Raw genomic sequence first — 21,498 nt, 5'->3', positions numbered from 1 at the left:
AATATGATTAAAGGATCAATAATGAACTCAACATGCAGGACTTTTCGCAGAGCTGCCGGATTTTTACCACTTTTGCTTTTTCTAATTGCCTGCACTGGAGGCGAAAAATCGGAACAGATTGATCCCCTTATTGATCCAGGCGCTGTTGATCCATTTGAACAGGCCAAAGGCGACCTATTGTATAAAAACCCGATGTCTGACTCTGTTCTGATGGCAGACTGGGTCATGGAAGGTCCAGGACAATTAGAATTCAAAGACAGTTGGATGCACATGCATGCGCACGACTGGCATTGGATTCAATGGATTTCTACTCCCGGTCATCATGTATTCTGGTGTCCCATGGATTTTCCGGATCGTTTTATCGCCGAGTGGCAGGCCCAAAATATAAAACCCAAAGCCGGATTATGCATTGTGTTTTTTGCGGCACAGGGTGTCAACAGCCGGAGCATCTTTAATCCGGCATTGCCGGAACGCCAGGGCCGATTCAAATCCTATATCAACGGCCGGATCAATAATTACCATATCTCCTATTATGCCAATGCGCCGCACAATCCCGACCGCCGCAGATCGCATCTGCGCAAAAACAGCGGCTTTCATCTGGCTCAAATCGGCTATGAAGGCATCCCGACAGCCTCTAAACGTATTCATCATATGAAATTAATAAAGGACGGCGGACATATTGTCATGTACGTGGATCACAGATGCATCATCGACTGGACCGATGATGGACAAATCGCGGGTCCGATGCTTCGGAACGGCAAAATCGGATTCCGTCAAATGCGCTGGTCGCATTTCCGCTATCGGGATTTCAAAGTATGGAGCATCAAAGATTGAAACGTATTCAAAAGAATATTTTGCGAGGTCTTGCCGCCGTTCCCCTTGTGTTGCTGGCGATATTTTTCATTTTCACCTTATTCCTAAATCAGAGTAACAGGCATCCTATTAACAAAGGCAATATAGAGATCCCGGACAAGCGCACCTATGTCCCCAGACCAAACTCGGCATTACAGCAGCAGCTGTTTCACTATTGGACGGATTTCGACTTGTTCGAGTGGCAGGACGGTGAAAAAGTGGATGTCAAAGTCCCTCGAATTGTGCTGAGCAATCTGTTGCTCGGCATCCGCATCGATGAAATCAATCAGTATCTGATGCGGCAACAGGCCACCGGGGTATCCGGGTCACGCTGGTTGTTGAATCCCAAAGGCGGCTACAATTTCAACACCGCGGGATTTACACCCCTGTTGTATTTATTTGATGAAAAGCCTGATCGTCTGTACCCTCAAACCCGAAAGCACCTTATCGATCATATCCTGACTATAAAAGGAAATGGCTTCAGCCGTAATGTTCCTTTTACATGGATACAGGATTCGGAAAATCATATTCTTATGACAGGGAGTTCAAGATATCTTGTAAACCAATGGATGTGGAATCACGGCTACAAGCAGCGCGAATACAACAACAAAGAGAACGGCGTGAAGAAAGGGTTGGTCAATTATTTACGGGAAATTAAAGAATGTGGATTTTATGAATACAATTCCGATCCTTATTTGGGCTATACATTCTGCGCGTTGCTGAACCTTGAAGCCTTTGCTTCAGGTGAGGTTCAGAAACTGGCGCGCAAACTGCTTGACCTGGCAAACTGGTATTATGCGCTGGGCAGTTTTAAATTCAAACATTTTCCGCCGTATCGCCGGTTGTTCCGGACAGATTTTCGCACAGGCCTGAAAGTGGATTATCATACCGCCATGATGAAGGTCTGGACAAGTTTTTATACAGATACACTGGATTTACAAATTGAACGCGGACAACATCATGCATTATGGGCGGCCATGCTGCCGTATCGCCCCCCGGACAAGGTTATAGACTGGACATTGAGCAAACCTCTCCCCTATTTCGTCAAAATCGGACACGGAACCAATTCCTGTCCCGAGATTTATTCCGGCGATCCTCATTATTTGCTGTCAGCCGGCGGCGCCAATCAGGGCAAACGCTCTCTGATCGTGGCCAAACCCATTACTTTGCTGCTGGATGACAATGCAAAGACGCTGGAGCAAACCTTTCACATGTCAGGACCCGGCCAGCAGATGTTGGACTGGAACAACACAGGTGTCTATAAACGATTTGCGTGCACGGCGGGACCGGTGCAGGTTCCGAACGCCTATCATCCCGTGGAAACCGATGAAAACTGGAGTATTTACCGGATTGCTGCAAATCGCCTGCTGGCGGTCTATTCTCAAACCGGATTTGGGCATTTTTTACATCCATCATGGAAAAGATGCACAAAAGCTGCTGAATGCCCTCAATTCAGCCAATCCGGAAAGAAAGCAATTATACACTGAATTTCAATATCCGGATGAAATTAGGATTGGGTATGATTTGTCAGTCGGCACACGACCGCTGGGTGATTACCCGAATAAACGGTGTACCTGTGCAGCGGCACTTTGATACCTGGCCTGCGATCGATGGCGATATCAACTATATGAAAACAAAAACAAAATCGACAATTCTGACTAGAGGAGATTTAAAGTGAATCCATCATCCAGACGTCAATTTATCCGTTTCATGGGAATAGGAACAGCATCCATGTTCCTGCCGCTCAGCGCCTGCGGCCGAAAAAAACATCCCCCGAATATTCTCTTGATTATGGCGGATGATCTGGGTGCCAAAGAACTGGGTTGTTATGGACATCCGCACCATCAAACACCGAATCTGGACAACCTGGCAGAGACCGGTATCCGCTTCCGTACCTGTTACGCCGCACCAGTGTGCAGTCCCACTCGAGTGATGCTGATGACCGGTCAATACGGATTCAGAAACGGTTGGACCGATAACCGCTATCGCGTAGGTGGAGCCGGGGATTCGGAAAAGGCACAAATCGGTGATTATCATATTACATTTGCGGATATCGTTCCAGGAACAGGGCTACCACACAGCGGTCGCCGGTAAATGGCAGCTGCCGGGGCAACTTCCGACCCTGGTTTATGATACGGGATTTGACAAGTATTGTATCTGGATGAACGAGATACCGGATTCTATCGAGTATTCAGGTGGACTGGAAAAACCAGGGAAACCTTCGAGATTCCATTATCCCGGTATTTTACAAAACGGAAAACAGCTGCAGACAGAGCCGGATGATTACGGTCCGGATATGTATACGGATTTTATTATTGATTTTATGAAAAACGGCGGAGACCAGCCGTTTCTGGTTTATTATCCCATGTGTCTGACTCACTTGCCCTGGGATCCCACACCGGATCAGCCAGATATTCAGAACGCACCTGCCCCTGAACGGCTCGCGGCAAATGTTGAATATATGGACAAAATGATCGGACGTCTAATTCAGGCTTTGGATGAATCCGGACTGCGTGACAATACTATCATTCTATTCACAGGTGATAATGGCACAAAATATAATGGCAAGTATACACCGACCGAGCTGGGTGCACGCGTTCCCATGATTGTGAATGCGCCGAGACTATTGCAAAACGGTGTGGTCAGCGATGAATTGCTGGATTTGTCGGATGTCATGCCCACGATTGCGGATTTCACCGGCGCTTCCCTCCCGACTGATCGGGTGATTGACGGTCACAGTTTTGCCCATATTGTCAAAGGAGAGCCGGGGCCGGTGCGGGATTGGTGTTTCAGTTTTCTTTCCGATAAACGTGTCCTGCGTGACAAACGATGGCTGCTGGAATATAACAGTCCGGATGAGTTTGGCTATTTTTATTACTGCGGAGACAGCCGCAACGGTGAAGACTATAAAGAGGTGACCCATTCCAATGATCCGAAGGTGATTACTGCCAGAAAGCGGTTTATTAATATTTTACGAAACCTGCCCGCACCGCAGATGACCGGAACAGAAGCGGATGAGTACCGGCAAAAAATGATGCAAAAGATGAAGGCTTTGCCTGAACGTCTACGGCGGTTTTGTGCGTGGATTGATTTTGATTTGCCGTATGATGATTACTAGGCATCACTTTATTAGAAAGGTTGAATAATGAATTTGCATGTAATTAGTAAAATATCAACTCTGGTTCTTAAAAACGTATTGATCTTTTTCTCTCTGGCTTTTCTAACAGGCTCTGTTTACGGTGATACTGGAAGCACGTATGTTATCGATCTTAGATGTGAATATTTCGATGAACCGCTGGGAATCGATACTCCGGAACCACGCTTTTCATGGATCATTAAAAGTCCGAAACGGGGCTTTATGCAATCCGCATTTGAAATCCAGGTATCAAAACAGAATAATTTTTCAAATTCACATGAGCTCTTTGTCTGGAATAGCGGAAAAGTTCATTCTCAAAAATCAATAAATATTACCTATAAAGGTAAAGCATTAAAAAGCGGAACAACTTACTACTGGCGCGTCCGGGTTTGGGATGATGAAGGACATACAAGTCCATGGAGCAAGGTTGCTTCTTTTCATATGGGATTACTGGAACAATCCGATTGGAAGGCCAACTGGATTGCTTCAACCGATACTAAAGATCGTTCGCCACTTTTACGGAAAGAATTCACTTTAAAAAAAGTTAAAAAGGCTTTCGTTTATGTCTCTGGAATTGGAAATTACGAGCTCTATTTAAACGGCAAAAGAGTCGGTGATTTTGTTATGGAGCCTGGACCTAGTCAACACGAACGCCGAGTGTTATACATGACGCATGATGTCACTAATTACCTGAAAAGCGGTAATAACGCTATTGGACTATGGCTTGGAGAAGGCTGGGGAGCCTATAGTGTAAGTGATAGCAGCCGGTTTTATCAAAAGGCGAAAGCTATCGGTCCGTTTGACAGACCAACGGCCATTTTACAGCTGGATGTGATTTTATCATCAGGAGAGGTGCAAAGAATAATTACGGATGAGACCTGGAAGACCTCTTCAAGTCCGCTTACGTATAATAATTTTTTTGGTGGGGAAGATTATGATGCCCGACTGGAACAACCCGGTTGGAACACTCCCCACTTTGAAAAGAAATGGGAGCCTGTCCTGATAAAAAAAGTGAAAGCCCAATTGTCAGCTCAATTATGTCCTCCGATGAAGGTAATGGATGTATTAAAACCCATTAAAAAAACACATCCACAGAAGAATATCTTTGTCTATGATTTTGGTCATGTTTTTGGCGGATGGTTCCGTGTGGCTGTCCAAGGAGAAAGCGGGGTCCGGTTGAAAATTCGCGGTTCGGAAACATTGGGAAACAGTAAATTTCCTCAACCATTAAATAAAAACCTGACTTTGAATTTTTCACGAAAATGTTTTCGGGAATGTCAGAGTCAGTATATATTACGAGGTGATGGTATTGAAGTTTATGAGCCAAAGTTTTATTATAATGGTTTTCGATACTTGCAAATTGAAACAGACCACCCGAACGCATTGGATTTTTTAAGTGTTAAAGGCTGCATCATACATTCTTCAATAGAACAAACCGGATATTTTGAATGTTCTACAAAAATATTAAATGATATTCATAGAATGAGTGTGGGAACATTCAAGACGATTTTTCAGGGATTGCCTGGCGGCAATACAAATGATGAAAAGTACGCCTGGACCGGAGATGCGCATCTGTTTTTTGGAGCGGCTGTCCAAAATTTTGACATGGCCGCATTCTGGACAAAGTGGTTGACTGATGTTGCGGATGCACAAAGTATGTTTAAATCAGGGGTCGTACCAAATGTAGCCCCGCATTATCATAAAATTGTAAAAGAGAAACCGCTTAGAGCAACAACCGCAGCTTGGGGAGCGGCTTATCCAATTGTTGCATGGGCGACATATCAATATTTTGACGATGAACGAATCCTGGCTGACCATTATAAAGGCATAAAGCGATATTGTGATTACTTGACATCAATTTCCAGAAACTACCTTATTAAAGGTAAAATAGGGGATCATAATGCGCCGGGAATATCTCCACAAGGGGAATATATAGATCAGGGAAAACCTTTATGGACAGCAAACTTGGCTGAATCGGCTTATTACTTTCGTTGCATTCATATTCAGAGTCAGATTGCGGGTGTTTTGGGAAAAAAAGCTGAAAGCCTGAGATATGCAGAGTTGGCCGAAAAAATTAAATCCGCCTTTAATGATAAATATTTTGATCCGGAACGTAAGATCTATAGAGGTGGAACACCTGCCCCAGGGTTTTTCCCTCTACAAGCAATAAATTTAATCCCTTTACAAATGGGACTAGTGCCGATAGAATACCGGCAGACTGTCTTGAATCATGTCATAAATGACATCAGTAAAACACACAATTACCATCTTTTCACCGGAATTCTGGGAAGCAAAGCCATGGTGGATGTGCTGCCGAAATATAAATATTCCGATGTGCTCTATAAGGTGGCCACACAGAAATCATTTCCTGGATGGGGATACATGCTGGAAAATGGCGCAACAACATTGTGGCAGCACTGGACAGGACACAAAGGCGATCATGCCCATGCAATGTGGGGAGTAATTGACGAATTCTTTTTGCAAGATCTGGCAGGAATAAAATCACCGCTAAACGACGAAACTGCCATTGGATATAAAAATATTGTAATAAGACCTTCTGCTGTTAAAAATATGATTTCTGCAAATGCATCAGCAAAAAGTGTCCGAGGAAGGATTGTCTCTGATTGGAAGAGAGATGAGAATAGATTTACTTTAAAGGTTCAAATACCAGCAAACAGTTCTGCAACTATTTGTGTACCGCGATTCCATTTTTCTGATTATCAGATCAAAGAAAATGATAAAATTATTTGGGAACAAGAAAAGTTTATACCCGGAACTGAGGGTATCTATCATGGTAAATTAAATGGAGATTATATTGAATTTTCAGTTGGTTCAGGCAGATATCAGTTTCAGTATGAGCCTGATATATAAAACCTTCAAGTCCTTTAAAAAATGAAATCAAAAAAATTATTGATAAAAAGGATGAATTACAGCAGTATCAGCATTGAATAAACTGCAAAAATTATGCATAGACTGGTAGTAATCCAACTTTTTAAATCAACGGATATGCGCTTGAACCGGAGCAGGGCTATTACAAGTGGACCAGCCTGGACTCTGTTGTACAAGGACTGAGAGAACGAGGAATGAAGCTGTTTATTACATTCGATCGAGCTATGGCAGGGCGAGTGCGGTTATCCTTCGGCTGCCAATAGTGCGAGCTGGCAGGGACGCGGACCCTGGTGTGAATATATTCAGGCCAAATGGCTGCTGCGGCGGTTTATGGTGGATTTATATCAGGATATGCCGGTATCGATCTATTTCATATTACGAGAACCACCGGAAGATGAACGAATCAATGCCAAAGAACTGCTGCGGTTCCCGACCCTGGAACCCAAACCTGCTTTTCGGGCCCTTCAACATGTAACCTGTCTGTTTAACCAGGATTTGAATCAGACTCATGATCTTGAATCCAATATTCAGGTCATTGACACCGGCTTTTTTTACGGAATTCGAGGAGAGTATCCGGAGAGTTTCGGCGTTCCCTATGCCAACGCCAAAGCGCCCACTCCTGTTGAATTGTTCAGCATAGAAGGAAAAAGCGGACAGGCTGTCGTTTATTGGCTGCCCTGGCGCATGCAGGAGATTATCAGTCCGGCAAAAATTAATCTGAAACTGCATACAACGATCAAAGAGCCGGAATTGGTGGATATGCTCACCGGGACTCTATGATATAAACTATAAAAAAACGGCCGATTCTGTTCTTTTCACAGAACTTCCGCTTACGGATTATCCGCTGGTGATTATTGATAAAAAAGTGTCAAATAAATATATCTGATAATGAGGAAGCATGAAAACAGTCCATCGTGCGGCAATTATAAAAATATTGATCGTATTTATTTTACTTTTGAATGTCAGTCCGGGATTAACTCGTGTTGACATGGATATCGATTGGCAGGCATTCATGTCGCGCCATGACATGGTCTGGAAAAAACTTCCGGTCAACTGGAAGCAGGCACCCTGGTTCGGCAACGGTCTCATCGGGTCTATGATTTACAAAGATGGAGGAAAAAATCGATTCAAAATGCAGGTGTTTCGCAGCGATGTACAGGAGCACCGGCCGTTTACTCAGGGTCATTCCGGTTATACACGCGCCCGGCTGCAGATCGGATCATTTTATTTTGAGCCCAAAGGACAAATTACCGGCTGCGACTGGCGGCTGGATGTGTACAATGCGCAATTGACCGGTACGATTACCACCACAAAAGGCCGGATCAATATCACTCATTTTACGCATACAAATGACATGATTCTGTACACTGAATTGACCACAACCGGTGATGAATCATGCACCTGGACCTGGGAACCTTCTAATGCCTGGCCGACGCGGCGCGGATTTGCTGATTCTAAAAAGAATTTATCCAATTCGCGTGAAAAGTATCATTCCCACTATCCAACAAAAGTTTTTGACCGAAATCCCGATCCTGTTTTGAAATCTCATGGAGATATACAGGTTTGCCTGCAAAATCTGAAACACGGCGGACAGCACGCCACGGCCTGGACAGACGTCAGAAAAGGGAACACACAAATCCATCTGGCCAGTATTGCCAAATGCTGGCCTAAACAGGTGCAGACAGCAGACACGGACGCCATTGACGAAATCGAAGAAATTTTGACAATTGCGGATCGCCGGACGTGGAAACAAAAGCATTACAATTGGTGGCACGATTATTATTCCCTCAGTTTTGTGTCATTATCCGACACCCGGATTGAGACCGATTACTGGACGCAAGTGTACAAGCTGGGTTCAGCTTCGCGTCCTGATTATCCGGTGATGGACACGCCGGGACTCTGGGCTGTGCCCACAAAATGGCCATTCATCACCTGGAATCTGAATATCCAGTTGTGTTACTGGCCGTCCTTTCCGGCCAACCGCATCAGTACAGGAGAATCCCTGATTAATAATCTGTGGAAATATCGGCAGAATTTGATCAAGAATGTGCATCCGGAGGACTGGCAGGATGATTCGGCCGTGGTTCCCCTGAACACCGGCATTGATATGGAGCAATGGTGGAATGTGGACAACCGTTCCAGTTCTACCACACTTGGCAACCTGGTCTGGACACTGCACAATGTGTGGCTGCATTATCGTTATACGATGGATAAAGAGCTGCTGCGGCATAAACTGTATCCCCTGTTGAAACGCAGCGTCAACTGGATGATCCACCATCTGGAGGAACGAAACGGCACTCTGCACCTGCCACCGTCCAAATCACCTGAATATGGCATGGCGCCGGACTGCAATTACGATCTGGCTCTGCTGCGCTGGGGCTGCGAAACATTATTGAAATCTGCAGACCGTTTGCAGATCTATGATCCGTTAATCCCGGAATGGAAAAATGTGCTGGAAAATCTGATCGATTTTTCGATGAATGAAAACGGCTTTATGATCGGCGCCGGTGTTCCCTATGACAAACCGCACCGCCATTACTCGCATCTGCTCATGTTTTATCCTCTATATCTGGTCAATGCCGAGCAGCCGAATACCCGCGATTTGCTGTTAAAATCCGTACAACACTGGATGTCGTATAATGAAAACCTGTTCAAAAAGACCGGCGAATGGGGAGATATATCTGCATATAGTTTTACAGGCGCGTCTTCTATGTATGCTTCACTGGGCGACGGAGAAAAGGCATTAGAGTATCTGAACGGTTATATCGAGTATCCCGATGTGTTCAGCAACAGTCTGTACGGCGAACCGGTGCGCTACAGCAACGGTCCCACACTTGAATCGCCTCTGTCGGCGGCCCAGTGTGTGCACGATATGCTCCTGCAAAGCTGGGGAGATAAAATCCGCATTTTTCCGGCCGTTCCTGCAGCCTGGGAAAATGTGGTGTTTCATAATTTACGAGCTCAGGGCGCTTTTCTGGTCAGTGCTGAACGTAGCGACGGCAGAACCCGATGGATATGCATTAAAAGTCTGGCCGGTGAACCCTGCAGAATTGCCCCGAATATCAGCGATGGTATCAAAGTAAAAGGATCGCGAACATTTTATGTAAAGCGGGTATCACAGGATGTTTATGAAATTGACTTGAAACAGGGAGAAAACGTTTTAATATATCAACCCGGAACCCGTCCGGATGTCAAAATTCAGCCGGTTCCGGCTGAACCGTCGCAACACAACGGATACGGATTGAAATAAAGAGACGGATTATGCATAGAAACGATTTATTACCAGGACAGAATTTTAAAGGCAGCAGGACAATTGCCGGTGGACTTTTCGCAGCTTTTTCTAAATATCAAAATGTAAACTGCATAGATATTATTAATAATTGAATTCTTTTTCAAATTTGATAAAGGAGTACCCATGACAGAAAAATCCAATCTGACAAGACGCAATTTTATCAAAACAACAGGCGCGGCCGCAGCTGCGGGAATCATAAGCGCTTTACCTGCAGTCGCCAGAGAAAATTCATCACAACGTCCCAATGTGGTATTTATTATATGTGATCAAATGCGCGGCGATGCCATGGGCTGTATGGGCAATCCCAACGCCCGCACCCCCAATCTGGATCAGCTGGCCAAAGACGGTATCCTGTTTGAAAACGCCTTTGCCAACGGACCGGTTTGCGTCCCGTCCAGGATTTCCATATTCAGCGGCCAATATCCGCATCAACACGGCACATTGACCAACAAACCGGCCAAATTTATCGATAAAATTGACGGATCCCTGCTGCAGCATTTCCATGATCATGGCTACAAAATCGGATGGATCGGTAAAAATCATACTCTGACCGATTCTTTGATCAACAGTCTGGACACCTGGATCGAACGCAAACGCGAGTCCTTCCGCCGGTATAATAAATATGTACCGCCCTGGTGGCACAGTGACATGTTGTGGCCGACTGAGGAGTGCAATGCCCCCAGGAACACCCGGGATAGTATCGAGTTTATCAAACAATGCAAATCTGATCAGCCGTTTTTTCTGCACATCAGCTATTTCGATCCGCATCCGGCATATTTTGCGCCGTCTGAATATGTCAGCAAATACTGTTCACGCGATATTCAGCTGCCTGAATATGTGCCGCCGGAAAATCTGAGTGAACGTCTGGCTGAACATGCCCGCGCCATGCATTTTGACCGCATCAGGGATTCGGATCTCACGGAAACCATGCGTTATTATCATGCATCCGTGGAATGGGGTGTGGACCATCAGGTGGGACGCGTCATCGAGGCTTTAAAAGAGCAGGGATTGATGGATAATACTATTGTGGTGTTTACCTCGGATCACGGAGATTTTATGGGCCAGCACCGCATGGTTCGTAAAGGTGAATACCTGTATGACGCACTGCTGCACGTGCCCATGATCTGGTACGCACCCGGATATATCGAAAGCGGGTTGCGGGTGCCGAATCTGGCTCAGGGCGTGGATATCTTTCCCACGCTGGTGGATTTGGCCGGCGGCGCGCCTGATGAAAATCTGTCGGGACGCTCGCTGAAACCGTTTTTAACAGGTGAACCGCGCGAGGAGCCGGAATATACCATATTTGCATCCACGGCCTATAGTGAACTGCCGCCGAATTATTTCGAAGATCCGGAGCCGTTTATTCCGCCCAAAGAGGAGGATCCGTTTCATTCGCGGGTACAGAATCTGGTATCCAGACCGAAACAGCGCTGTGCCATGGCGCGCACGCGCGATTGGAAACTCATTTTAAATGAAAACCGTCCGCCTGAGCTGTATCACATGAACGGCGGCTGGATCGAGCGGAAAAATGTGGCGGACAACAAGGAGTTTGCCGCGATACGCGGGAAACTGGAAAACCGCATTCGGGAGACCTGGGCATGGTAGGTCAATTAAAAATAAAAAAATCGAAAATGTTTTTCGGACTTTTATGGTGTACTTTATTTATCAACGGAATCTTGCCGTCTATGAGTCAAGCCCGGGACAGACTCTTTTTGGATTGGCCGGCTGATCCACATCCAAAAGACTGGACGGTGCGCGGTTATGCCTTTGGCACCCAGACACCCAATCCGGAGATGCGCCAGCGGGCGGCCGTTCCTACTGATAATCAGCAGCAATTCCAGACCGGCGAGATGATTTCACCGGGATTTGTTTTGACTACGGATTATTTACGGGTCACCTGTTCCGGGGTTTATCATCCCACCCGGTGTGCGGTGCGCTTGATCGTGAGTTAAACATGCGTGCGATCTTGTTCACCGGAGCCGGGCTCGGGCTTTAAAAAAAAGGGGCAAAAGCCGGCAACCTACTGGTTTGATCTCCGGCCTCTGAATGGCAAAAAAGCAAAGATTACAGTAAAGGATGATCATACCAATGGTTTTCTGGACAGTGTCAGGATTGTTGCCACAGATAAAACACCCCCAAAAGATTCAAAGATCATTCAATCCGCTTTCAGCTGGCTGCCGGACTCTGTTCAAATCCGTATAGATGGTGATTTTCTGTTACTGCCGGTCGGTCCTCTGGCCGGTACACCGCTACAGTCCGTGACCTTGAAAATTGCCGGGCAGCATAAATTGACAACCGATCTGCCGCTCGCCTTCGGTTCCATCCCGCTCGCCGGGTATCTGCCGGTATATGATCTGACCGGGTATCAGGATGAACAGTTAAACGTACGCTTTCACAGCTTTTCCGGACCTAAACCTGGAAAAGCCTCTGCTCAAATACTGGTTCAGAGTGACATCCCGGGACGCATTTCATCTGAAACGCTACCAGCTTTGCATGTCCATCCGCGGCTAGGACTGCTGAATGATCCGAACGGTCTGGTGTATATGAACGGCACCTACCATTTGTTTCACCAGTACAAGTATAATATTACCGCCTGTTCCTGGGCACATTATGTCAGTACGGATTTGATACACTGGCAGGAACGGCCGATCGCACTGTTCCATGATGATATGGGCTCCATGCATTCCGGCTCTGCTGCCCTGGATGTGATGAACACCTCGGGCTGGCAGCAAGGAGAGGTTCCGCCGTTGATTGCCGCCTATACGGCATCTCTCGGATTGGGCGGCAAAGACAAAATTCAGATGCAGTGCCTGGCCTACAGCACGGACAGCGGCAGGACTTTTACCAAATATGACGGCAATCCGGTCATCGGTCAAGATGAAATTTATGCAAAAGGCTCCTGCAACAACCGCGATCCCAAAACATTCTGGTACTCCCCGACCCGGGGCATGGATCCCGATCCCGACGCGAAGGATGGACATTGGGGTTATGGTGCTTTATCAGCGCAGGCAGGAAAACGGGCATACAATATTCACTTCAAACAACCTCAGAGACTGGACCGAACAGAGCCGCGTTAACGACCTCAGAGAATGTCCCGAACTGTTTCCGCTGGCTATAGACGGAGATCCGGATCGAATCCGCTGGATTCTGCACGGTTCAAAAGGTGATTATCATATCGGTACATTTAACGGCAAGGTATTCAAGCCGCAAACGGATGCAAAGCTCCCGATGTTTTACAGACAGAACATGTCTGCAAGACCTGTTTTGTATGCCGCCCAAACGTTTAACAACACACCGAAGGGATACAGCGGACAGCCGCGACGGATTCAGGTCGCCTGGGTCCGCAAGGGTAATCAGCTGTCTATGGCTGCCGAATTGAAATTACGATCGACGCCGATTGGTCTGCGGCTCTGCAGACTGCCGGTCAGGGAAATTGCCAATCTTTATACAAATACACATTCATTGAACGGATTGACTCTTTACACACAGTCTCCGAATCCGCTGGAAGGGATCAAAGGCGGACTCTATGATATTGACATACAGGCTGATCTGTCGCATGCAGAACAGCTTGAACTGACTGTACGCGGTGCCGCCCTGGTCATTAATGTCACAAATGATGGTCTGTCTCTGAATGAAATGAGGATTCCGGGAACAAAGCAACTTGAACTTCGGGTGCTTGTTGACCATACACTGGTGGAGGTGTTTTTCGGAAAGCACGGACTCTATTCCTGTCCTGTCGGTTATCAGTCAACATCAAAAAAACTGGCTGTAAAAGTGCGTGGTAAAAAGGCCGTTTTTAACCGGTTTCAGGTGCACGAATTGGAATCAATATGGGAGTCAGAATAGTCCGCTTGTTCTCGGGATTCAAGAGGACATGAATTAGATGTTTTAGAAAAAAAGGGAAAAACAGGATGAAGATCTGTTCAACACGACGGCAATTTATTAAACAAAGCAGTCTCACGGCATTGGGTATTGGACTCGGATTGACCGGCGGATGCAGAAAATCGAATGCTGTAAATAAACCGAATATATTCTTGTTTCTATCGGATGATCACGGTATTTTTGATACCAGCTGTTATGGAAATATTACGGCGCAGACGCCGCACATTGACCGTTTGGCAGCGGAAGGTATGTGTTTTTACAACATGTTTACTTTAGATGCAATGGGACCGCCGTCCAGAGCTACATTATATACAGGATTGCATCCGCATCGGCACGGCCTTTATATGACCGGCGGTAGTGCACAAAATAATGTAAAAAGTCTGCCGCATTATTTGTCAGAGCTCGGATATAAAGTTGTACTGGCCGGTAAATTTGACATTCAGCCAAAATCCGTTTTTCCGTTCACTTGCATTCACATAGATCAGGCACAGGAATTTCTTCAAAAATCTCATAATCAACCGTTTTGTCTGATCATGGCAACCCGGGATCCGCATGCCCCATACTTTCCAAAATCAGTGAGAACCGGAGGCATAGACCCGGATGAACTGCAGCTGGCTCCTTATATAGTAGACGGACCCAAAACGCGCCAACTGGTGGCGGCCTATTATGCCAATGTCCAAAACATGGATGCTGAACTCGGGGACTATATCGAGCTCATCAGAGAGACGGGATTGGAGAATGATACGATGTGCATTTATACCAGCGATAACGGCCCCGGATTGCCGTTTGCCAAATGGACCCTGTATGATGCCGGACTGAATGTGCCGTTTGTGGTTAAATGGCCGGCCCGCGTTGAATCGGCTACCGTCTCAAAAGCGCTGGTGAGTTTTGCCGATGTGCTGCCGACCTTGATCGAATCAGCCGGCGGCAGAGAACCGCAGGAACTGGACGGCCGCAGTTTTTTGCCGGTTTTAAATGGAGAAACCAACGTACACCATGAATTTGTCTATGGAGCCCATACGCACCAGGGTGTGACATCCGGCGGCATATACCCCATTCGGTCGGTCCGTTCAATACGCTACAAATACATTCGAAATTTGCAGCCGGATAACCTGTTTACAAACAAAATTACCGAGGGATGTGAATGCTGTTCCGGAATTGATGCGGATCAGTGCTGGGCAGAATGGAAAAAACTGGCTGAAACCAATCCACAGGTCGCCAAACTGGTTGAAAAATACCAAAAGCGCCCGGCTGAAGAGTTTTATGACTTGCAAAACGATCCGTTTGAATTGAATAATCTGGCAGGATATACGGAATATCAGAAACCAATGCTCGAATTGCGTAAGCACTTGACTATTTGGATAAAAAAACAGAACGATCCTCTGGCGCATCGTATATAAATAATGTGTTGATAAATAATGTAATAAATCAGGTGTAGTGTTTAATACTTTGGAGAACTGATTATGAAGGCAATGGAAAAATGGATAAGAGGTTTGATTTTGTGTTTAACGGTTTTCAGTTGTTCATACAGCGCTTTGGCTGCCGTACCGTTCCAGGCAACCGGCATACGTATCGGAGAGGTATCTGATACACGCGCGATTGTATGGACGCGTTTGACTGAGCATGAAAAGCCTGTCGGCCTGGATGCTCCTGTCCCCGATGTATATTACATCCAGCCAAAGACTGGAAAACTATTTACGCGTGAACAGTGCATGGCAACAGACGGCGTACGCAGCCGACCGGACTGGCAGCCGCTCGTTCAGTATCCCGATGGCTATGATGTGGATACAATAGAAGGAGCCGTGCCGGGGGCAACCGGCAAAGTCCGGGTCCTGTACAAGCCGAAACAGGAACAGAAATGGCAAATGACTGCCTGGCAGGCGGTGTCCCCCCTGAAAGATTACACCCGGCAGTTTGTTTTGACTGATTTGCAGCCCAATACCTCCTATGCACTCAAAACAGAATGCAAATCTTTAAAGGGTAAAGCCGGTGAAACGATCAACGGTCGTTTTATCACCGCTCCCCCACTGGACGAATCAGATCGAGTGGTGTTTGCGGTCTCAACCGGACAAAAATATAAAGATCAAGATGCGCCGGGCGGCGGATTTAAAATTTATCCGCAGATATTGAAACTGCAGCCTGACTTTTTTGTGCATACCGGTGATATTGTCTATTATGACTATTATGCCAAGACTCTGCCTTTGGCGCGCTGGCACTGGGCGCGCATCTATAGCCTGCCGACCAATATTGAATTTCACCGCCAAGTGGCCAGTTATTTTATCAAGGATGACCACGATACTTGGATGAACGACTGCTGGCCGAATCTCAAAACCCAATTCATGGGCCGGTTTACCTTTAAAGAAGGACAAGAGGTGTTTTTGGAACAGTTTCCCATGGCGGATTCCATCACGTATCGCACCTACCGCTGGGGCAAAGATCTGCAGATATGGCTGGTGGAAGGCCGCGATTACCGCAGTCCCAATACCATGCCGGACGGCCCGGAAAAAACCATCTGGGGAGAAGAACAAAAAGCCTGGTTTAAACGCACCGTAGAGGCCTCGGATGCGACGTTCCGCGTACTCGTCAGTCCCACACCCGTGGTAGGTCCGGACCGCACCAGCAAACGCGACAACCACTCGAATCAGGCATTTGCTCATGAAGGACAGGAGCTGCGACGTTTTCTTCGTTCCCAGGATAATATGGTTGTGGTGTGCGGAGATCGGCATTGGCAGTATGCATCCCGCGATGCGGATACCGGCGTGATGGAATTTTCCTGCGGTCCCGCCAGCAATGAACACGCCGGCGGCTGGAGTGAGGATCAGCGCTATCCTGAACACAAGTATCTGAATGTCATCGGCGGATTTCTTGCCGGTATAGTAGAGTATGAAAATGGAGCGCCGGTTTTGATCTTTCGGCATTACAGTGTCGATGGTGAAGTACTGAATGAAGAACGATTAACTGCAGAATAGAGATTTTTGTCCACTATTGACATCCATACATGATATCCGAAAATCAAAAGTATGCAAAAAAATATACAGATTAACAGAACAGGTTTGATTGAATTCAGTATTCCGGAGGCAGCAGATTTTAAATTTATTAAATACAACAGGCGGTAAAAACTATCATGCAAAAGACTCAATCCTATTTGATGGCAATATATTTTTTGGCGTTTATCGTTTCGACCACCTTCGCATCTGCACCCGTTTCACTGATGGATGTGGATTTTGAATCCCTTGTGTCGCGTGCGGATTTACACTATTCTGAAACCGTTGACAGAAGCGAGGCCGGACTGCCGCTGGGCAACGGCAGGATGGGAAGCCTGGTCTGGACCAGTCCCGCCGTCCTGAAACTGCAAATCAACCGCGTGGATGTGTTTGCTGTCAATCGCAATACGCAGAGTTTTAACCAGCGCGATATGGATTATGCGGCCGGATGCGGTTATTTCGACATCAATTTTACCAACTATGGAGATGATGTGTTTCCGCACACCGATACGCGCCAGCATTTGTCCCTGTATGATGCGTTCTTGACCGCGAACGGCAACGGCGTTCAAACGGAAATGCTGGCCTGGGTGCATCAGGATGTGATGGCGTTCCGGATTGATGATCAGCGCAGTCAGCCTGAACCCGTGCACGTCAAGCTGCGGATGCTGAGACCCGCAGAAGTGTATACCAAGCATCATTCCGCAATTTCCCGGTTATTTGAGCAGAATGGGTATATCGTATTAACCCAGATGTTCAAAGAAGGTAATTTTTACTGCCAATCCGCTGTGGTCGCAGCGGTAGCCGGTCGCCCTGCCAGAGCCAGACTTTCAGATGCCACAGGCGGCAAAATACCAAAAGTTCAGGAATATGTTTTGGGAGAATAAAATGAGAAATACTATTTTTTTAGTTATCTTGATTTGCATAGCGGCCGGCCTGTTTAACAATGTACCGGCTGATAACAAAGAGAAAAGTGTTCAGAAAACAAAAACCTTGAAATTAACATCCCGTTATCTGAATTTACCCGTGCAAAACAATGCTCCAATGCAGGAAATGACGGTGGATGTGAACCATGGACCGGTGCGCGGGTTTGAGATTGAGCTGGCTGTGGATACGGTTGATTTCTGGGTGTTCATGGATATGGGCAGATACAGGGGAAAAACAGCTCTGTTAAAGCTGCAAAAAGCGCCTGAATCGTCCCGGGGATTTGATCTCATTTACCAGAGCGGGCAAATTCATCATCAGGACTCGTTGTACAGGGAAAAATTGCGGCCGCAGTTTCACTTTTCTTCAAGACGCGGATGGAATAATGACCCGAACGGCTTGGTGTATTATGACGATGAATACCATTTGTTCTATCAGCATAACCCCTATGGCTGGAACTGGGGCAACATGCATTGGGGACATGCGGTCAGTCCGGATTTGATTCACTGGCAGGAGCTGCCCATCGCCCTGTATCCGGATGAACTGGGAACCATGTTTTCAGGATCGGCCGTGATTGACAGTCAAAACACCAGCGGATTTCAAACCGGCGATGAAAAGGTCATGGTTGCCGCCTATACCGCAGATGGACCGGAGATGCAGGTGCAGTGCATCGCATACAGCAATGACAAAGGGAGAACCTGGAGCAAATACAAAGGGAATCCGGTGATCGGTGACAGAAGGGATATTGTGGGCAGCAGCAACATACGGGATCCCAAAGTATTCTGGCATGATCAGACAAATCAATGGATCATGGTGCTGTTTGAAGGAACCGGATTTTCCATATTCAATTCCGATAATCTAACAGACTGGCAGTATAAAAGCCATGTCAAAGGATTCTGGGAATGTCCCGAATTGTTTGAACTGCCAGTGGATGGGGTATCCTGACCGTAAAAAATGGGTCATGTATGGGGCGTCCGGAACGTATATGATCGGTGATTTTGACGGAGAAACGTTTACGCTACAATCGGGTAAACACCAGTACCACAAAAGTGTCATGTATGCAGCGCAGACCTATAACAATTCCCCTGACGGCAGACGAATCCAGATCGGCTGGGGCCGTGCTGCCGGCACCGGATATGCCGTTCAACCAGATGATGACCTTTCCGACGCAATTGTCGCTGCGCACGACTCATCAAGGCATTCGGCTTTTCTCCGAGCCCGTACGGGAAATTGAAAAGCTGCATGTTAAAAAGTATCAGTGGCAGAATCTCAAAATTAAGGGAAAAGCATTCCAATTACCGCAACCGGTCAACGATGAGCTGCTGCATATCAAGGCAGAGTTTGAAATTCAGTTGGCGAGACGTTTTGGTATCAGAGTACACGGATACACGGTGAAATATGATCTGAAAGACAACCTGCTGAATGGAGAGTTTGTCAGTCCGGTCGATCATAAAATTTATCTGGAAATACTGTTGGACCGAAATTCGATCGAAATTTTTGCCAATCACGGCAGATTTTATTTGGCTGAAGCCTATAATTCAGTTGATCAACCAAAACACATAGAATTGTTTTCAAGAAATGGTGTTACCTTGTTAAAAAATCTGGAAATCTACCCACTGAAATCAATTTGGAATCAAAAATAATTTACAGGAATTCTCATGAAAAATCAGAACAGGCGCGTCTTTTTAAAACATATCGGCCTGGCAACTGCGGCTTTTGCGCATCCCCGCCTGTTGCTGCCGGCTGCTCAGAATAAACAACCAAATATTCTATTTATCATGTCCGACGACCACGCCGTGAACGCCGTCAGCTGCTACGGCTCACGACTGCAGTCGGTGATGCAGACACCAAATATTGACCGTCTGGCAAAAGAAGGTGCGCGGCTGGATCATTGCTTCTGCACCAATTCCATCTGTGTACCCAGCCGGGCAACGATCATGACCGGTCAGTACAGTCATGTTAACAAAGTATACACCCTGCGCGATAAATTGAATCCGGCCAGTCCCAATGTAGCCAAACTGCTGCAAGACAACGGTTATCAGACAGCTCTATTCGGGAAATGGCATCTTTCAGTTGATCCGGATGGATTTGATGACTGGAACGTCCTGCCGGGACAAGGCCGCTATCACAATCCGGTGCTGATTGACAAAACCGGTCATGAACAGGTATATAAAGGCCATTCCACAGACGTGATCACCGATCTTACCCTGGCCTGGCTGGAGAACCACGAGAACAAACGACCGTTTTTTCTCATGTGCCAGTTCAAGGCGCCGCACGAACGCTGGGAATATGCCGACCGTTATCGGAATTTCCTCAAACATACGGATCTGCCGGATCCTGAGAGCATGTGGGAAGATAAAGGCCATCGGTCTCCGGGTTCACGCGAGTATGGTTATACCCTGGAGACCATGGCCGGCCGGCTGGCGCGTGAGAATTATCACACAGAGACGGCTCTTGATACCAGTGATTTAAATAACCGCCAAATCCGCAAAGCGGCTTATCAGCAGTTTGTCAAAATGTACCTGCGTACCATCAAAGGTGTGGATGATAATGTTGGCAGATTGCTCAACTATCTGGATGATCATCAATTAACTGAAAATACAGTTGTGATTTACACCTCGGATCAGGGGTATTTTCTGGGGGAACATGATTATATTGACAAGCGCTGGATGTATGAGGAATCGCTGCGCATGCCGTTTGTGGTCCGCTATCCGAAAGAAATTCCTTCAGACAGCGTGAATAAAGATATCATCATTAATCCCGATTTTGCACCGACGTTTCTGGATTATGCGGGAATGCCAACACCGGATCGTATGCAGGGCCGCAGTTTTCGAAAGAATTTATCCGGTCACTCCCCTGAAGATTGGCGTCAGGCCATGTACTACCGCTACTGGATGCACTGCAGCCGTCCTGCACATATGGGCGTGCGCACGCAGCGCTACAAACTGATCTTTTTTTACGGTCAACCACTGGATATGACTGGTACTGATCCCGAACCGACTAAAACCGGATGGGAACTGTATGATCTGAAAACCGATCCGCTTGAAATGCAGAATCTCTACTCTGATCCCGGTTATCGGAATATCGTGATTGAGCTCAAGCAGGAACTGAAACGTCTGCGGCAGGATCTGGGAGATACGGATGAAAATTATCCGGTAATGCAGGAAATTTTTAAAGCCTATTAATCATAGTGTTGTTCAATTATCATCTATGCCGGGTTATCGGACACACCAGTGAACGTTACAACATTTACTATTTACAAAATCGGACCCCCTGTGCTACACCCGCTGGCAGCGGCCGGCCGCCGTGACAGACCAGGCTCATGTAAATTTCGGTGATCTTGTGGTCGATTCTCCGCAAAACGTTCGATTGATTCTGCAAACGGCATAGAAATATTCCATTTGCCGTCATGACCGAAGATTTGGACAATGATCTGGGTGAAACCCTGGACCTGTTCGATTCCGGGCCAGCCAGGGTTGCAGATCTGGATAAGAAATTGATAATTTACCTGAAATCCGTGGATGCCGAGGTGTCGAAAAAAT

The 21,498-nt window shown here is 46.7% G+C and carries 19 protein-coding genes; all 19 read left to right on the top strand.

Features of this window, described 5'->3' with window-relative positions; translation table 11 throughout:
• Positions 1 to 21: 21 nt before the first annotated feature.
• Positions 22 to 834: a DUF1961 family protein gene (locus U5R06_05280; protein ID MDZ7722241.1), complete on the top strand. Its 813-nt coding sequence runs from the start codon at positions 22 to 24 to the stop codon at positions 832 to 834.
• Positions 831 to 2,339: a hypothetical protein gene (locus U5R06_05275; protein MDZ7722240.1), complete on the top strand. Its 1,509-nt coding sequence runs from the start codon at positions 831 to 833 to the stop codon at positions 2,337 to 2,339. The genes U5R06_05280 and U5R06_05275 overlap by 4 nt, the downstream gene beginning before the upstream one ends.
• 32 nt (positions 2,340 to 2,371) lie before the next feature.
• A complete protein-coding gene (locus tag U5R06_05270) occupies positions 2,372 to 2,530 on the top strand; it encodes a hypothetical protein (protein ID MDZ7722239.1) in 159 nt (52 codons plus the stop codon).
• Positions 2,527 to 2,946: a sulfatase-like hydrolase/transferase gene (locus U5R06_05265; GenBank protein ID MDZ7722238.1), complete on the top strand. Its 420-nt coding sequence runs from the start codon at positions 2,527 to 2,529 to the stop codon at positions 2,944 to 2,946. The genes U5R06_05270 and U5R06_05265 overlap by 4 nt, the downstream gene beginning before the upstream one ends.
• Positions 2,879 to 3,970 carry a sulfatase-like hydrolase/transferase gene (locus U5R06_05260; protein MDZ7722237.1) on the top strand — a complete coding sequence of 364 codons (1,092 nt, stop codon included), beginning with the start codon at positions 2,879 to 2,881 and terminating at the stop codon, positions 3,968 to 3,970. The genes U5R06_05265 and U5R06_05260 overlap by 68 nt, the downstream gene beginning before the upstream one ends.
• A 27-nt stretch (positions 3,971 to 3,997) precedes the next feature.
• A complete protein-coding gene (locus U5R06_05255; GenBank protein MDZ7722236.1) occupies positions 3,998 to 6,859 on the top strand; it encodes a family 78 glycoside hydrolase catalytic domain in 2,862 nt (953 codons plus the stop codon).
• Positions 6,860 to 7,207: 348 nt separating this feature from the next.
• Complete coding sequence (locus U5R06_05250) at positions 7,208 to 7,657, top strand: hypothetical protein (protein MDZ7722235.1); 450 nt, start codon at positions 7,208 to 7,210, stop codon at positions 7,655 to 7,657.
• Positions 7,658 to 7,775: 118 nt separating this feature from the next.
• Positions 7,776 to 10,127 carry a hypothetical protein gene (locus U5R06_05245; GenBank protein ID MDZ7722234.1) on the top strand — a complete coding sequence of 784 codons (2,352 nt, stop codon included), beginning with the start codon at positions 7,776 to 7,778 and terminating at the stop codon, positions 10,125 to 10,127.
• A 165-nt stretch (positions 10,128 to 10,292) separates the two neighbouring features.
• The gene (locus tag U5R06_05240; GenBank protein ID MDZ7722233.1) at positions 10,293 to 11,774 is read left to right on the top strand and encodes a sulfatase-like hydrolase/transferase; all 1,482 of its coding nucleotides are present in this window, start codon (positions 10,293 to 10,295) and stop codon (positions 11,772 to 11,774) included.
• Entirely contained in the window at positions 11,768 to 12,121 is a 354-nt protein-coding gene (locus U5R06_05235; protein ID MDZ7722232.1) for a hypothetical protein, read from the top strand. Before U5R06_05240 ends, U5R06_05235 begins: the two co-directional genes overlap by 7 nt.
• 6 nt (positions 12,122 to 12,127) lie before the next feature.
• A complete protein-coding gene (locus tag U5R06_05230; protein ID MDZ7722231.1) occupies positions 12,128 to 13,246 on the top strand; it encodes a hypothetical protein in 1,119 nt (372 codons plus the stop codon).
• A complete protein-coding gene (locus U5R06_05225; protein ID MDZ7722230.1) occupies positions 13,158 to 14,015 on the top strand; it encodes a GH32 C-terminal domain-containing protein in 858 nt (285 codons plus the stop codon). Before U5R06_05230 ends, U5R06_05225 begins: the two co-directional genes overlap by 89 nt.
• A gap of 65 nt (positions 14,016 to 14,080) precedes the next feature.
• Positions 14,081 to 15,451 (top strand): sulfatase, encoded by a 1,371-nt coding sequence (locus U5R06_05220; GenBank protein ID MDZ7722229.1) that lies wholly within the window; start codon positions 14,081 to 14,083, stop codon positions 15,449 to 15,451.
• Between the two features lie 63 nt (positions 15,452 to 15,514).
• Complete coding sequence (locus tag U5R06_05215; protein MDZ7722228.1) at positions 15,515 to 17,020, top strand: alkaline phosphatase D family protein; 1,506 nt, start codon at positions 15,515 to 15,517, stop codon at positions 17,018 to 17,020.
• Positions 17,021 to 17,175: 155 nt separating this feature from the next.
• The gene (locus U5R06_05210; protein MDZ7722227.1) at positions 17,176 to 17,919 is read left to right on the top strand and encodes a hypothetical protein; all 744 of its coding nucleotides are present in this window, start codon (positions 17,176 to 17,178) and stop codon (positions 17,917 to 17,919) included.
• A gap of 1 nt (position 17,920) precedes the next feature.
• Positions 17,921 to 18,901 (top strand): DUF4980 domain-containing protein, encoded by a 981-nt coding sequence (locus U5R06_05205; GenBank protein ID MDZ7722226.1) that lies wholly within the window; start codon positions 17,921 to 17,923, stop codon positions 18,899 to 18,901.
• Complete coding sequence (locus U5R06_05200) at positions 18,840 to 19,190, top strand: hypothetical protein (GenBank protein ID MDZ7722225.1); 351 nt, start codon at positions 18,840 to 18,842, stop codon at positions 19,188 to 19,190. Before U5R06_05205 ends, U5R06_05200 begins: the two co-directional genes overlap by 62 nt.
• On the top strand, positions 19,093 to 19,599 hold the full coding sequence (locus tag U5R06_05195) for a GH32 C-terminal domain-containing protein (GenBank protein ID MDZ7722224.1): 507 nt from the start codon (positions 19,093 to 19,095) through the stop codon (positions 19,597 to 19,599). Before U5R06_05200 ends, U5R06_05195 begins: the two co-directional genes overlap by 98 nt.
• A 15-nt stretch (positions 19,600 to 19,614) precedes the next feature.
• Positions 19,615 to 21,141, top strand: a complete 1,527-nt coding sequence (locus U5R06_05190; GenBank protein ID MDZ7722223.1) for a sulfatase — start codon at positions 19,615 to 19,617, stop codon at positions 21,139 to 21,141.
• Positions 21,142 to 21,498 lie beyond the last annotated feature (357 nt).

The organism is candidate division KSB1 bacterium (assembly GCA_034521575.1).
Lineage (GTDB): Bacteria > Zhuqueibacterota > Zhuqueibacteria > Residuimicrobiales > Krinioviventaceae > JAXHMJ01.
The sequence above is the reverse complement of the archived record's forward strand: the minus strand, read 5'-3'. Positions and strand labels throughout refer to the sequence as shown.

Excerpts from the sequence above, each read along its gene's own strand:
- U5R06_05280 (MDZ7722241.1), top strand. The coding sequence starts at position 22 with ATGAACTCAACATGCAGGACTTTTCGCAGAGCTGCCGGATTTTTACCA.
- U5R06_05270 (MDZ7722239.1), top strand. The coding sequence starts at position 2,372 with ATGATTTGTCAGTCGGCACACGACCGCTGGGTGATTACCCGAATAAAC.
- U5R06_05255 (MDZ7722236.1), top strand. The coding sequence starts at position 3,998 with ATGAATTTGCATGTAATTAGTAAAATATCAACTCTGGTTCTTAAAAAC.
- U5R06_05250 (MDZ7722235.1), top strand. The coding sequence starts at position 7,208 with ATGGTGGATTTATATCAGGATATGCCGGTATCGATCTATTTCATATTA.
- U5R06_05245 (MDZ7722234.1), top strand. The coding sequence starts at position 7,776 with ATGAAAACAGTCCATCGTGCGGCAATTATAAAAATATTGATCGTATTT.
- U5R06_05240 (MDZ7722233.1), top strand. The coding sequence starts at position 10,293 with ATGACAGAAAAATCCAATCTGACAAGACGCAATTTTATCAAAACAACA.
- U5R06_05235 (MDZ7722232.1), top strand. The coding sequence starts at position 11,768 with ATGGTAGGTCAATTAAAAATAAAAAAATCGAAAATGTTTTTCGGACTT.
- U5R06_05225 (MDZ7722230.1), top strand. The coding sequence starts at position 13,158 with ATGGTGCTTTATCAGCGCAGGCAGGAAAACGGGCATACAATATTCACT.
- U5R06_05220 (MDZ7722229.1), top strand. The coding sequence starts at position 14,081 with ATGAAGATCTGTTCAACACGACGGCAATTTATTAAACAAAGCAGTCTC.
- U5R06_05215 (MDZ7722228.1), top strand. The coding sequence starts at position 15,515 with ATGAAGGCAATGGAAAAATGGATAAGAGGTTTGATTTTGTGTTTAACG.
- U5R06_05210 (MDZ7722227.1), top strand. The coding sequence starts at position 17,176 with ATGCAAAAGACTCAATCCTATTTGATGGCAATATATTTTTTGGCGTTT.
- U5R06_05205 (MDZ7722226.1), top strand. The coding sequence starts at position 17,921 with ATGAGAAATACTATTTTTTTAGTTATCTTGATTTGCATAGCGGCCGGC.
- U5R06_05200 (MDZ7722225.1), top strand. The coding sequence starts at position 18,840 with ATGTCAAAGGATTCTGGGAATGTCCCGAATTGTTTGAACTGCCAGTGG.
- U5R06_05195 (MDZ7722224.1), top strand. The coding sequence starts at position 19,093 with ATGCCGTTCAACCAGATGATGACCTTTCCGACGCAATTGTCGCTGCGC.
- U5R06_05190 (MDZ7722223.1), top strand. The coding sequence starts at position 19,615 with ATGAAAAATCAGAACAGGCGCGTCTTTTTAAAACATATCGGCCTGGCA.